This window comes from Novosphingopyxis sp. YJ-S2-01 (assembly GCF_016093175.1).
GTDB classification, from domain to species: Bacteria; Pseudomonadota; Alphaproteobacteria; order Sphingomonadales; family Sphingomonadaceae; genus Novosphingopyxis; species Novosphingopyxis iocasae.
This window is the reverse complement of record NZ_JAEDAI010000001.1, coordinates 2,916,750-2,930,923: the sequence shown is the minus strand read 5'-3', so window position 1 is coordinate 2,930,923 and position 14,174 is coordinate 2,916,750. Positions and strand designations below refer to the sequence as shown.

At 59.3% G+C, this 14,174-nt stretch carries 9 protein-coding genes; 6 read left to right on the top strand and 3 right to left on the bottom strand.

Features of this window, described 5'->3' with window-relative positions; translation table 11 throughout:
- The first annotated feature begins 757 nt into the window (after positions 1–757).
- The gene (locus I6A82_RS14360) at positions 758–3,871 is read left to right on the top strand and encodes a TonB-dependent receptor (RefSeq protein WP_198095409.1); all 3,114 of its coding nucleotides are present in this window, start codon (positions 758–760) and stop codon (positions 3,869–3,871) included.
- A gap of 85 nt (positions 3,872–3,956) precedes the next feature.
- Here I6A82_RS14360 and I6A82_RS14355 read toward each other — a convergent pair whose 3' ends face one another.
- The 3 genes from I6A82_RS14355 to I6A82_RS14345 all read right to left on the bottom strand — a co-directional run bounded on the left by I6A82_RS14355 (position 3,957) and on the right by I6A82_RS14345 (position 10,512).
- Complete coding sequence (locus I6A82_RS14355; protein WP_198095408.1) at positions 3,957–4,733, bottom strand: SDR family NAD(P)-dependent oxidoreductase; 777 nt, start codon at positions 4,731–4,733, stop codon at positions 3,957–3,959.
- Positions 4,734–4,858: 125 nt separating this feature from the next.
- Positions 4,859–7,531 (bottom strand): aconitate hydratase AcnA, encoded by a 2,673-nt coding sequence (gene acnA, locus I6A82_RS14350; RefSeq protein WP_198095407.1) that lies wholly within the window; start codon positions 7,529–7,531, stop codon positions 4,859–4,861.
- Between the two features lie 152 nt (positions 7,532–7,683).
- Positions 7,684–10,512: a TrlF family AAA-like ATPase gene (locus I6A82_RS14345; RefSeq protein WP_198095406.1), complete on the bottom strand. Its 2,829-nt coding sequence runs from the start codon at positions 10,510–10,512 to the stop codon at positions 7,684–7,686.
- Positions 10,513–10,921: 409 nt separating this feature from the next.
- Here I6A82_RS14345 and I6A82_RS14340 point away from each other — a divergent pair, with 409 nt between their 5' ends.
- The 5 genes from I6A82_RS14340 (at position 10,922) to I6A82_RS14320 (ending at position 14,165) form a co-directional block, all read left to right on the top strand.
- A complete protein-coding gene (locus tag I6A82_RS14340) occupies positions 10,922–11,731 on the top strand; it encodes a hypothetical protein (RefSeq protein ID WP_198095405.1) in 810 nt (269 codons plus the stop codon).
- 72 nt (positions 11,732–11,803) lie between these two features.
- Positions 11,804–12,178 carry a fluoride efflux transporter CrcB gene (gene crcB, locus I6A82_RS14335; RefSeq protein WP_198095404.1) on the top strand — a complete coding sequence of 125 codons (375 nt, stop codon included), beginning with the start codon at positions 11,804–11,806 and terminating at the stop codon, positions 12,176–12,178.
- Positions 12,175–13,284 carry an RluA family pseudouridine synthase gene (locus I6A82_RS14330; RefSeq protein WP_198095403.1) on the top strand — a complete coding sequence of 370 codons (1,110 nt, stop codon included), beginning with the start codon at positions 12,175–12,177 and terminating at the stop codon, positions 13,282–13,284. Before crcB ends, I6A82_RS14330 begins: the two co-directional genes overlap by 4 nt.
- Positions 13,285–13,296: 12 nt before the next feature.
- Complete coding sequence (locus I6A82_RS14325) at positions 13,297–13,959, top strand: HAD-IA family hydrolase (RefSeq protein WP_198095655.1); 663 nt, start codon at positions 13,297–13,299, stop codon at positions 13,957–13,959.
- Positions 13,956–14,165, top strand: a complete 210-nt coding sequence (locus tag I6A82_RS14320) for a hypothetical protein (RefSeq protein ID WP_198095402.1) — start codon at positions 13,956–13,958, stop codon at positions 14,163–14,165. Before I6A82_RS14325 ends, I6A82_RS14320 begins: the two co-directional genes overlap by 4 nt.
- Positions 14,166–14,174 lie beyond the last annotated feature (9 nt).

Here is a 14,174-nt window from a genome sequence, read left to right as displayed (position 1 = left end):
GGGGGGGGGGGGGGGGGGGGGGGGGGGGGGGGGGGGGGGGGGGGGGGGGGGGGGGGGGGGGGGGGGGGGGGGGGGGGAGGGGGGGGGGGGGGGGGGGGTGGGGGGGGGGGGGGGGGGGGGGGGGGGGGGGGGGTGGGGGGGGGGGGGGGGGGGGGGGGGAGGGGGGGGGGGGGGGGGGAGGGGCGGGGGGGGGGGGGGGGGGGGTGGGGGGGGGGGGGGGGGGGGGAGGGGGGGGGGGGGGGGGGAGAGATTGTTGTGGATCAGCTCCTAATAACGCGCTTGGCCAATTCCGCTCTCGCGTGATCGCAGAGAACGAGGTGCCGGTATGGCATCAATGTCAAAGAGCGTTTCACGAGTGCGCAAATTGCACTTGCCTCTTCCCTGCGCGTTCCTGGCATAAAATTAGTCATTCTTGGCGTGGTTGAACGCTGACCATGGGCTAGGGGTCAAAATGAATGCGGTTATCCAGCCACAAGAGATGATAATCGTTAAAACACAGATTTGCCGTATAGCGTCGAATACGTACTAGCAGTCAAGGTAAACTCCAATACCCATAAATTAATCATGCGCGCTGTTGTTTCCGCGACCAGAGTTTTTTTCAAGACGCGCATCTGACGTAATTTTGCAACAGTGCAGTTTAATTCACTCGATCAGAAAGCTCAGGGGTTTACTCTCGCTCTCACACAGTGGAGTTTGAGGGCTGTGATCGGCAGAACCGGTCTGTCTGGAATCCTTATGGTGGGAAGAGGAAAATTCGTTGAAGAATAGCTATCTCAAAGCCTCGTCTTTGGCGGGGTCGGCGTTGCGAGCATTGGCGCTAGTCAGCGTGTCTGCCGGGGCGACGGTGCTTGCGGCAGCGCCGGCTGTCGCGCAGGACTATACAAATATTAACGCATCAGGCCGCGTCACTGGTCCAAATGGTCAAAACATTGCAGGCGCTACGGTTACGGTTGTCTCGGAGGCTCAAGGTTCGAGCCGCACGGTCACGACGAATTCCTCGGGTGCTTATCGCGTAACCCAAATTCCGCCTGGCTCCTACACTTTCACGGTTAGCGCGCCGGGTTACGATACCTACAGCGAGCGTGGCGTGGTGCTCGATCAGAGCGGTGCAGCCAACAACTTTGCACTAGTGCCCGAAGGGCAGGCAGTGTCGGACGCCGGCGATGTCATCGTCGTTCAAGGAACGCGAACTGCAGTCGTGGATTTCGATCAGACGACAACCGGGGCTGTCATCAATGTAGCCGAAATATCGGATCGCATCCCTGTGGCTCGCGATCTGACCTCGATCATTAGGCTGGCTCCGGGTACCGATCAAGGGGATAGCGCATTCGGTAATCTCGCTTCTGCAGTCGGATCGTCGGTTTCCGAAAATGTGTTCTACATTAACGGCTTGAACATCACCGATTTTCGACAGGGTCTGGGTGCTGCTACCGTGCCTTATGATTTCTACGAGTCGGTGGAAGTCAAAAATGGCGGGTACCAGGCCGAATTCGGTCGTGCCACGGGCGCCTTCGTAAATGCTACTACCAAGTCGGGATCGAATGAATTTCACGGTAGTGTCAAGTTCAACTGGGAACCCGATGATCTGCGGAGCGATTCGCCGAACACCTTGTTCCGCGACAATGACTTTGCATCGGTGGAAAATACCGATATGATCGCTCAGCTTTCGGGGCCGATTATCAAAGATCATCTGTTCTTCTACGGTCTGTACAACGCGCGCGATCGGCGATCCCAATTTGCAACGACCACTCCGAATTTCGACGGCAGTGGTAATTTAACCAGCGTTTCGCCAATCGCGGTTTTTCAAGATAGTACGACAAACCCATTCTATGCCGGTAAACTAGATGCCGTCATAGTAGACGGTCAGCGTCTTGAATTTACGTATTTCAATACGAGCGGGGAGTCCCTCCGCAGGATTTTCAATTACTCTGACTTGGACTCCAACACCATTGGTAGTCTGAGTGGAACTTCGGTGAACCAATACGGCGGAGAAAACTACGTTGGTCGTTATACTGGCAATATAACTGACTTTCTGACCATTTCTGCTGCTTACGGCAAAAATAAAGCGCGCGACAATACGTTGCCAAGCGATATCGTAACTCCGTTTATTTCGGATCAGCGCTTCGGAACCAGCACCCCTCTCGGCAATCAAACCAACGCCATCCAAACGCAAGAGGACGAGCGCGAGTTTTACCGAGCGGACGCCGACGTCTACTTCGAATTGCTGGGAAGCCATCATGTGAAATTCGGGTATGATCGAGAGGATCTGACTTCGGTAAATACCACAACTTACACGGGCGGCGTTGCGTATACCTACGTGCGAGCACCGGCTTCCAACTCATACGGTTTGCCTGCCGGAACGGACTATGTGCAAGCGCGAACGTTCATCAATGGCGGAACTTTCGAATCGCGGAACGAAGCTTATTACATCCAAGACAACTGGTCGCTCTTCAATGACCGTCTAACCCTCAATCTTGGGCTGCGTAATGACCGGTTCGAAAACAAGAACATCAACGGTGATGTTTATTACAACTCTGGGGACAATTTTCAGCCTAGGCTCGGCTTCACCTTTGACGTATTTGGTGATGCTCGGGCGAAGCTGTACGGTTCCTTTGGCCGTTACTACCTCCCCATCGCTACCAATACGAACATTCGCTTGGGCGGAGCCGAACTGGATTACGACAAGCTGTTCCTGCTGAACGGCCTCAATCCCGATAACACTCCGATCCTTGGTGCGGCCATTCCGAACGCAGATTGTCCTCCTGGCGTTTCCGGGAACAACTGCGTGCTGCGTAATGACGGGACGGTTTCCCCGCTGGACTCGGTTGTCGCGCAAAATCTCGAAAATCAGTCTGTCGATGAATATATTGTTGGTTACGAACAGCGTATCGGGCAGCGTTGGAGGCTGGGTCTTTACGGTACCTACCGCAATCTTAATGCATCGCTGGAAGATTCCGCGATCGATCAAGGAATCTTGAACTACTGTCGTGATAACAACATCGTTGATTGCGGTGGCGGGAACTTCTTTGGGGCCGCACAGTATGCTCTTAACAACCCCGGACAGCCGATTACCATCACTCCTGTGTATGCACTGGACGGCAGCTTCGATCCCATCACGCTTACACCCGATCAACTGGGTTACCCCGCAGCGCGACGGGACTACAAAGGCGTTACCTTCACCTTCGAACGCGAATATGACGGCACTTGGTTCCTGCAAGGGTCTTATACCTACTCGTTTAACGAGGGTAATATCGAAGGTGGCGTGAAGTCGGATAACGGCCAGACTGATACCGGATTGGCAACCGACTTCGACTTCCCCAGTTTGACGCTCGGTTCGTTTGGTTACCTGCCGAACGATCGGCGGCATAATTTCAAGATCTACGGATCTTATTCGCCATTCGATTGGCTGTCGTTGGGTGCCAATATGATCGTGGTGTCTCCGCGTAAGTTTGGCTGCATCGGAAGAGTTGCGGACTCGATCTCCAGTCGTGATCTCATCATTTCTGGTCAAAGCCTCGATTATGGCTATGCCTATGGTGCAGAAGGCAAGTTCTGCGTGGTTGGTGGTGACGGGGAAATCGTTACGGACCCATCTGTGACCAACATCGATCGTTCCGTGGTCGACCGCGGGTCGGTCTTCGAAAGCGACTGGAATACCTCGATCGATCTTGATGCTAATATTAGAGTGCCAAGCGACTGGTTTGAAGGTTCACTTCGTGTATCAGTGCTGAATGTGCTGAATTCGGCTAGCAAGCTGGATTTTCTCGAAGTCGGTACAAGCGACTCCGGTACTCCGGCGGCTGACTACCGCTCGGTGACACGCTATCAGGCACCGCGTACTGTACGGATACAGCTCCAAGTTGGTTTTTGATTGGTCTCAAATCGACGGAAGGGGGCCAAATCTGGCCCCCTTTATTTACTCGTCGTCAGTTTAACATGTTTAAAGGCGGGCCTTCTCACCCCAGCGGGGGTTGGCCGTTGCTGGCGCTGAGGCCGCCGTCGACGGGCAGGTTCACGCCGTTCACCCAGACCGCGTCCTTGCTGGCCAGGAAGGCGATGACGGCGGCGATTTCTTCCGGTTCGCCGGGGCGGCCGGAGGGGATGCGCTCGCGGAATTTGTCGAGCAGCTCGTCATTATCCATCATACCCTCGGTCATGCCGGTTTTGGTCATGCTGGGGCAGACGGCGTTCACTCGGATGCCTTCGCCCGCATGGTCCAGCGCCATCGCGCGCACCATATTGGTAATCGCGCCCTTGGATGCGTTGTAGCCGACGAAGCTCCAGTCCCCGCCCAGGCCCGAGACCGAGCTCGTCATCACGATGGCGCCCTTGGTCTTGCGGATTTCGGGCATCGCGGCCTTGGCCATCAGGAAATAGCCGGTGACGTTCACCGCCATCTGCCGGTTCCAGTCCTCCAGGCTGATGTCCTCCACCGTGCCGCCCGTGCCCATGCCGGCATTGTTGACGAGCACGTCCACGCCGCCGAAACGATCCACCGCGGCGGCGATGACCTTCGGTGCCAGATCCGGATCGGACACGTCGCCGTCCAGCAGTTGCAGCCGCTCCTTGTCCGCACCGTCGAACGCATCCTCCAGCTTTTCGCGATGATGGCCGAGCGCCGTGACGTTCGCGCCTTCGGACAGGAAGCGCTCCACGGTCGCCTTGCCGATGCCGGACGCCGCGCCGGTCACGATGATGCTCATGCCGCCGAAGCGGTTCAGATTGCTTTCCATGGGGGAGGGGCCTTTTCGTTTGCGTGTTCCCCCAGCCAACGGCGGCGGGCCGTCATGGTTGCGCGCACGAAAAAGGGCCGGGCGATCGCGCGCCCGGCCCTTCGGAAGCTCCGTATCTGTACGGCTTATTCGGCGGCGAGATTCCGCAGCACGTAATGGAGAATGCCGCCATTGCGGTAATATTCCATCTCGTTCGCGGTATCGATGCGGCACAGCGCCTCGAACGTCTCGGTCGATCCGTCCGCGCGGGTCATCTCCACCTCGACCATCTGACGGGGCGAAAGGTTCGCCAGCCCCTTGATGGTGAAGGTTTCATCGCCCGTCATCTTGTGGCTCTCGCGGCTCTCGCCTTCCGCAAACTGCAGCGGCAGCACGCCCATGCCGACAAGGTTGGAGCGGTGGATACGCTCATAGCTTTCCACGATCACCGCCTTGACGCCGAGCAGGATGGTGCCCTTCGCCGCCCAGTCGCGGCTGGAGCCGGTGCCATATTCCTTGCCGCCGACGACGACGAGCGGCGTGCCCTCGTCCTTGTACTTCATCGCGGCGTCGTAGATCGGCATCTGCTCGCCCTGATAGGTGGTGTAACCACCCTCCACACCCGGAACCATCTGGTTCTTGATGCGGATGTTGGCGAAAGTGCCGCGCATCATCACCTCATGGTTGCCGCGGCGGCTGCCGTAGGAGTTGAAGTCCGTCTTCGACACCTGATGGTCCCGCAGATATTCGCCCGCGGGGCTGTCCACCTTGATCGAACCGGCCGGCGAGATGTGATCGGTGGTGATCGAATCGCCGAACAGCGCCAGCACCTTGGCATCGCGGATGTCCTGAATGGCATCCGGCGTCATGCCCATGCCTTCGAAATAAGGCGGGTTCTGGATGTAGGTGGAGGCGGCGGGCCAATCATAGGTATCGCCGCCGGTGATGTCGATCGCGCGCCAGCGCTCGTCACCCTCGTACACCTCGGCATAGCGGCTGGCGAACATATCGGGGCCGACATGTTGCTGCACCATCTCCTGGATCTCTTCGTTGGTCGGCCACACATCGCGCAGGTAAACCGGGCCGTCCGTACCGGTGCCGAGCGGCGTTTCATAGATATCCTCGCGCACCGTACCCTTCAGGGCATAGGCCACCACCAGCGGCGGGCTGGCGAGATAGTTCGCGCGCACATCCGGGCTCACGCGGCCTTCGAAGTTGCGGTTGCCCGAGAGGACCGAGGTCGCCACCAGATCGTTGTCGTTGATCGCGGCGCTGATCGGCGCGGGCAGGGGGCCGCTGTTGCCGATGCAGGTGGTGCAGCCATAGCCGACCAGGTTGAAGCCCATCGCGTTCAGATCGTCCTGCAGGCCGCTCGCCACCAGATAATCGGTGACGACCTGCGAACCCGGCGCGAGCGAGGTCTTCACCCACGGACGGCGGCTGAGGCCCTTTTCGCGCGCCTTCTTGGCGACAAGGCCGGCGGCGATCAGGATGTTGGGGTTGGACGTGTTGGTGCAGCTGGTGATCGCGGCGATCGCCACGTCGCCATCGGCGAACTCGTAATCCTCGCCGTCCACCGCAACGCTCTCGCCTTCCTTGGGGCGCGAGAAGACATCGACCAGATCCTTGTTGAACTGATCGTCCATCTGGTCGAGCCGCACGCGGTCCTGCGGGCGCTTCGGCCCGGCGAGCGAGGGTACAACCTCGCCCATGTCGAGCGACAGCGTGCTCGTGAACACCGGCTCCACGTCCGGGTCCAGCCACAGGCCTTGTGCCTTGGCATAGGCCTCCGTCACCGCGATCGTCTGATCGTCGCGGCCGGTCAGGCGCATATATTCCAGTGTCTTGTCGTCGATCGCGAAGAAGCCGCAGGTCGCGCCATATTCCGGCGCCATGTTGGCGATGGTCGCGCGGTCGGCGAGGGTCAGTGCGCCCACGCCGGGGCCGTAGAACTCCACGAAGCGGCCAACGACGCCCTTTTCGCGCAGCATCTGCACCACGGTCAGCACCAGATCGGTCGCGGTGATGCCCTCGGCCAGCTTGCCGGTGAGGCGGAAGCCCACGACTTCGGGGATCAGCATGGAGACCGGCTGGCCCAGCATGGCCGCTTCCGCCTCGATCCCGCCGACGCCCCAGCCCAGCACGCCCAGGCCGTTGATCATCGTGGTGTGGCTGTCCGTGCCGACCAGCGTGTCCGGATAGACATAGGTCTTGCCGTCCTTGCCTTCGCTCGTCCACGCACCCTTGCCGATATATTCCAGGTTCACCTGGTGGCAGATGCCGGTGCCGGGCGGCACCACCTGGAAGTTGTCGAACGCGCGGCTGCCCCATTTCAGGAACTGGTAGCGCTCCAGATTGCGCTCATATTCGCGCTCCACATTCGCCTCGAAGCTCTGCGGCGTGCCGAATTCGTCCACCATGACGGAGTGGTCGATGACGAGGTGCACGGGCACCTGCGGATTGATCTTCTCCGCGTCGCCGCCCAGCGCCTTGATGCCGTCGCGCATCGCGGCCAGATCGACCACGGCGGGCACGCCGGTGAAATCCTGCATCAGCACGCGCGCGGGGCGATACTGGATTTCATGGTCGCTGCGCTGTTCCTTCTGCCAGTCGACCACGGCCTGCGCGTCCTCGGTGGAGACGGAAGCGCCGCCGTCTTCGAAGCGCAGCATGTTTTCCAGAAGCACCTTCAACGTGAAGGGCAGGCGCGAGACGTCGCCGAGCTTCGCCGCCCTGGCGAGCGAGAAATAGGTATAATCCTGCCCGTTCACGCTCAGCGTGTCGCGGGTATCCAGGCTGTCTTGGCCGATCTGGGTCATGTGCGGGAATGCTCCGGTTGGTCTGTGGGGGTGCAGCACCCGAAAGGGCGCGCACGGGAGAGGCGCGCGAAGCGCTACTCGTTACGGGGCCAACGCGCAAGGGAGGGGAGGGTTGCGCGCGGGGTATGGACGGGGGGATGCTTTCAACCGGGTTAGGCGCCGTACTTCCGGCCTCGTAAGGCGAAAGCTTCGGCCCCGCCCTCCATCGTTTCTGTTATTAATTCACGCACCTTTAACGTCTCAATTGCACCATCGGCTTCAATTTCGATTCTTGCCGACTTGCTTTCGACATTTTCAGAATGTCCCGGTTTCAGAACTAGGACTTTGTCAGCATCTCCGTTTACGACGAAGTTTGGATTGTGAGTAGCGAACAGAATCTGCCGCCCGCGCTTAGCAACGTGAATTAGTTCTGTTGCCTTCATAATAACTTTGTTATCCAAATCATCCTCAGGTTGATCAATTATGAGTGAGCCAGCCTCTTGGTTGAGCAGCAGTTGAAGAAGTGCCGCGGCCTGCTGTCCGGGAGAAGCGCGATCAAACGGAATCATGTTTCCACTGTCATTATATTCAAATCTAATCTTGATAGTTGGAACTGCAGACACAAGACTAGCGATCTTGTTTTCAGTGAAGTTATCGTAAACGCTCTGAGCCTGTCCCACTGTAAGGCTATCGCCGAGAACTGCTTCAAATTCACGCTTCGTTAAATCGTCAATAACCGACTGTTCGCTTTCCAAATCCACCTTCTGCTGATAGGCCGCAACGAGTTTTTGAACTATCTCTTCCCACTCGAGCGGTGTTTCAGTCATCTTCTTGACGGCACGCGTGCACTTTTCCTCAAGTTCGCGAACCCGACAATTTTCAAATATCGCAGTTAAAGCCTTCAGGTACTCGTGTGGAACTGCTTCTCTTGCAACTGACGCCTGCAAAAAATTGCTAGACATTTTTGCTACATCAGATGCTGCTTCGCTCAAGAGGCTCTCAAGTTCTAACACGTGTTTATCTAGCTTCGAACGGCTTTCATTGAAGGTCGCTAAACTAGTTGCGCTTTCTTCAAGCCGAGCTCCGATCCGAGCTTCATTTAATTCAGATTGTTGAAGCTCCTTTGATAACTCTGCCACAATATCCGATAACGTGGACAAGGTCTCTTGACTAGATTTAGCATCATATAACTTCTTTTGGAAGATCGAATTAGCAGAATTGAAGTCTCTCATAATCGAATTCTCAAGCAGCTCAAAATCCGCCAATGCGCTATGAATTTCCATGTATTTCGTCGCAACAAACTCTGCTAAAGAATTACGTTCTTCGAGCAACTTCCGCGCTTGCGGTAGAATCTCGACAAGTTGAGAAATTCCGGCCAAGGCAGGGAAATGAACGGTGGAACTCTTTGCTTCGAGATCAACTCTAAGACGGGTTATCTCCGCACGAAATTCTTGAGCAATTAAAGTGAAGTTGGCGAAGGCGGGCGCTGTTTCCAGAACATTTTGGTCTTCCGCACTTACCCCAGAATAGCTGATCAGTTCCTTCGTTTGGGCGAGCCTCCTTCGTATATCTTCAGTCTGGCTAACGGCTTTTCTTAGGTCACTTTCCATTATCCAGTGTGAGATTAGCTCTCTAAATGAATCGTTCACTTCTCGCTGAGAATTGCGAATTTGCCGTTCAAGCTCTCGCCGCATATCGAGTTTTTCGGCTGCGGCAATTCCAGTAATCTGATCGACCATTTGTGATGAGCTGGTCATCAAGCTCGATAACTGCTTTTGTGAGTAGGCTCGTGCTTTGAAACGTTGTTGAGCCTGCTCAACTGTGAGCCACTCAAGTGAGCCTCCGGGCAGAGTCACCTCGATTTTGCTCTGATTGCTGCCCCTACGCGTCCAAATCTCACGAAGTCCGTTACGCTCGATCGTGACTCGGACGTAGCCTTCATTTAGGGTTTCGGAGATTAGGGTGCGTTCCCGGCTATCCTCGATTCCTGAAGACCTAAAGTCAGTCGCTGCTCTGCCCAATCCGTATTTTATGTATTCTAATATAGAAGATTTTCCCGACCCCCGTCCGCCGATAAGCGCAGTAAAACCATCGTTAACGGTGAACTGAAACTTCGCTCCAGTTAATCCCGAGGATATTTCTACAAGCACGATACGATGTTTTGGTACGGTCGGTTTCTGATATTCTATTCTTGCTTCGTCAGCGAGAAACGCTTGTCGCAAAGACTCAGTGCTAGGCTCACCGAGACGAACCCAGCATTCATTGGTTCCCAACGACTGGAAGTCAGCGGTCCGATTATCTCCGGTGGGCAAAATCGCTCGTCGACGCGACCCCCATTCAGAAATTTGGCCCCTAATCTTTTTTAGCGCAGACGAATCAAATCGTTCAATTCCCTGGTCCGAGTAAACTGCGTCAGCATCCAGGTTTGCAAATCTTGCATGCATGCCCTGACGGATTATCGATTTATGTCCGCCTTGTCTTCCATGGGGAATGACTACTGTACTCGAAGATAGCTTCTTATCTGCACAAATCTTTTCGATTATCTGTTCAATGGTACTCCCGCAGAGTTCTGCTTGGGGATTTGTCGCATCGTTATCGTCGGGCCAGTCGAGGTCATTGATAATTCCGCCGAACAGGCGCGCCCAAGTATCCCGTTTTGAGCTAGGCTCAAACAAGATAAGGCATTGCACAGAATCGTTTCCCGTAATTTCCACGCCCGGAAAGAGCCAAAGTGTATTCTCCGCACCTGCTCTGGCGATGGCATCCTTTACATAAGGTACGAAACAAAAATCATGATGGTCCGTCACCGCTATAGCGCCGATCTCCCGGGCTAAACACTCCTGAACGAATTTGTCCGCCCACTTATTTCGCAACGCCTCACTTTCTGGGGTTCCGCCAGCCAGATGTGGACCACCGGCCCATTGCGGATCACGGGGAGTATGGATCTGGAAGTCAGTTTTCTTCCAAACAGCCCCAGGGTGCATCCCGAGTTCGTAAGTCATCTATCCTCCCCGACTAATCATTCGACGCTTCAGTTTTCTCTGTCCTACAGAATGGCGAATGGTGTAAACCCCTCACGATCGGATCATCATTATCTCAGAATTACACCCGGTTCATTGGAGTTTTTCGGAATGGTGATGGAAATAGGAGTGCACTGTTCGGTGAAGTTGGCCTGAAAAGCTGAAGGGACTGAGCGCGAGTTTCCCCCTCTGGACAGTGTGAAGCAGTGTGAAGCTAGGCCGGGCGGCTCATGGGGCTTAGGGTTTGCGGGGCATCCGTCCCGCCGTGGCACGATCCACGCGGATCGCGTCTCGCGGGGCCGCTTCGGGGCGGCGTTAACCGCCTTTCGGGCTTCCCGCGCGGCGTGTCCTCCGCAAGGATCGCGCCCAAACCGATGGAGCCCGATGCCCAATGACCGATGACCTGCAGACCGCCCCTGCCCACCACGCGATGGCCGCCGCCACCCGATCCGGCCTGCGCGCCGTCCTGCTCGCCGCCGCAGCGCTCGGCCTGCCGCTCACGCTCGCCGCCTGCGGCGATCAGGAGGCGAACGAGCAGCAGGTGGCCCAGCTCGACGACAAGCTGTCGGGGGCCGATGCCGATCCGGCGGTGAACGAGGCGATGAACTCCCCCATCCTGGTCGATCCGAACCTCACCGATCAGTCGAACCGCAACGCGCTGCGCGATCCGAATGCGGGCGGCACCGGCGCGGTGCCTCCGGACAACGGCTATCAGGGGGACAAGGCCACCGCCGCGGACCTCGACGGGCTGAAGCTCCTCCATGCGCCCGAACCGCGCGTGATGAAGGAGGAGGAGTGCAAGGACTGCGCGAAGCCCCGCACGCTCGGCACCATGGCCGCGCGGCAGGCGGGGCGCACCGGGGCCTGCGACGGCAAGCTCAGCTATGGTGCTGGCTGGGCGAACCGCATGCCCGCCGCCTTCCCCGTCTACCCCAAGGGCCGCGTGCAGGAAGCCGCCGGCGCATCGGGCAACGCATGCGAGATTCGCGTGGTCAGCTTCGTCAGCGCCAACCCGATGCGCGAGGTGGTGGACTACTACTACACCCGCGCGAAGGGCGCAGGCTATGACGCGGAGTACGTCATCCGGCAGGGGGACCATGCGCTCGGCGGCACGCGCGGGAATGATGCCTACTACATCACCTTTGCAGAGCGGCCCGGCGGCGGCACCGCGGTGGATATCGTCGCGAACGGCGGCAGCTGAGGCGCGCGCCGCGATGCGCGAAGGGCTCGGCGGCTTGCTAAGGGGGGCGCGGGGCGCGTAAGGCGCTGCCCCATGAACACCCTCCTCGTCATGATCGGCGGCGCCGTGGGCGCGGCCCTGCGTTACCAGCTCGGCCGGCTCACCTTCCAGCTGACCGGCTCCGGCTGGCCCTGGGGCACCTTCGCCGCCAACGTGATCGGCGGGCTCGCCATGGGCCTGCTCGTCGGCGCGATGGCGCGGATGAACGCGGGGGAGAACGCACGGCTGCTCCTGGGCGTCGGCCTGCTCGGCGGGTTCACCACCTTCTCCAGCTTCAGCCTGGAGGTGGTGCAGATGGTAGAGCGCGGCGCGCTGATGGGTGCGGCGGGCTATGCGCTGGCATCGGTGCTGGTGTCAGTCGGCGCGCTGTTCGCGGGCCTCCTCCTGGTACGCGGAGTGGCGGCATGAAGCAGGGATCGGAAGAGGTGCGCGTGTTCACCGTGCAGGCTGACGATGACGGCATCCGGCTGGACCGCTGGTTCAAGCGGCACATGCCGGACATCCCCTTCGGCCTGGTCTCGCGCTGGGTGCGTACCGGCCAGGTCCGCGTCGACGGCGGGCGCGCGAAGGTGGGCGATCACATCGCCGAGGGGCAGGAGCTGCGCGTGCCGCCCGCCGAAGCGCCGAGCGACACGCCCACCCGCCGCGGCCGCGAACCGCTGAGCCCGGAGGAGGAGGCCTATGCGCAAGGCCTCGTGATCCACAAGGACGCGCACGCCATCCTGGTGAACAAGCCGCCGGGCCTCGCCACGCAAGGCGGCACGAAGACAACGCGCCATCTCGACGGCATGCTCGATGCGCTGATGGAGGAGGGGAGCGAACAGCGGCCCAAGCTGGTCCACCGGCTGGATAAGGACACCTCCGGCGTCGTGCTGCTCGCCCGCACGCCTGGGAGCGCGGCCTATTTCAGCAAGCACTTCGCCACGCGCAAGGCGCGCAAGATCTACTGGGCGCTGGTGATCGGCGTGCCGGACATCGCCGACGGCATCATCGAACTGCCGCTCGCCAAGCAGCCTGGCACGGGCGGCGAGAAAATGCATGTGGATGAGGAGAACGGCCAACCCTCCAAGACGCGCTACCGCGTGATCGAACGCGCCGGCAACCGCGCCGCCTGGGTGGAGCTGCAGCCCTATACCGGCCGTACCCACCAGCTGCGCGTCCACATGGCTGCGATCGGCCATCCCATTGTGGGTGACGGGAAATATGGCAGCAAGGAAGCATTCTTGACCGGCTCGATCAGCCGCAAGATGCACCTGCATGCGCGGCGGCTGAAGATCGGCGGGCCGCAGGGCAGCAAGATCGACGTCACCGCCGAGCTGCCGGAGCACTTTGCCGAGAGCATGGAGCAGCTGGGCTTCGATCAGGCGCTCGGCGATTTGCCGTTCGACGATGGTCCGCCTGAGACGCCGCCCGAGATTAAGAAGCAGAAGGCGCGCCAGCACGCCAAGCAGATCCGCAAGGAACGGCGCGGGGAGCGCCGTCAGCGCGGCAGCTCCCGCAACGCGCGTAAGTAAGGGGAGCGCGCCATCGCCAACCGCCTTGCCCTGTTCGATTGCGACGGCACGTTGGCCGATAGCCAGGCCGCGATCTGCGCATCGATGGAAGGCGCGTTCGAGGACGTAGGGCGCAGGGCTCCGGCGCGCGGCGATATTCGCCGGATCGTCGGCCTCAGCCTGTTCGAGGCGATGCGCGTGCTTGTGCCAGAGGGCGACGAGGCGCTGCATATGGGGCTGGTCGAGCGGTATAAGGATCGCTTCCGCACCATGCGGCAGAACGGCTTGCTGGAGGAGCCACTGTTCGACGGGATCGCGGGCGTGCTGACGCAGCTGGACGAAGCGGGCTGGTTGCTGGGCGTTGCCACCGGCAAATCGAAACGCGGGCTTGATGGTCTGCTGCACACTCACGGAATGAGCGCGCTGTTCGTGACCCTTCAGACGGCGGACGGCCACCCGTCCAAGCCGCATCCGGCGATGGTCGAGGCGGCTATGGCGGAAGCCGGGGCGGCGCCGGAGACAACCATTGTGATCGGCGACACCAGTTTCGATATGGTCATGGCGCGTTCTGCCGCCGCGCATGCGCTGGGCGTTGCCTGGGGCTATCACGATCCGGCGGAGCTGCTGCGCGCCGGCGCGCAGGCGGTGGCCGATCGCCCACAGGACATCCCGACGATCTTGGAGAGCATGATATGAGCGACGATCCCGCCAAGGCCCGCTTCTTCATCATATCGATCGCCCGCCTGCTGGGGGCGGTCACCGTGATCGTGGGGCTGTTCATCTTCCTGGAGCTGATCCCCGCGCCGCGGCCGATCGGGATCGCTTTGATTGTGCTGGGCTTTGCCGATTTCGTGTTCGTGCCACGCTTTTTATCCGCGCAATGGCGTACGCCGGGCGAATGAGCGCGCAGG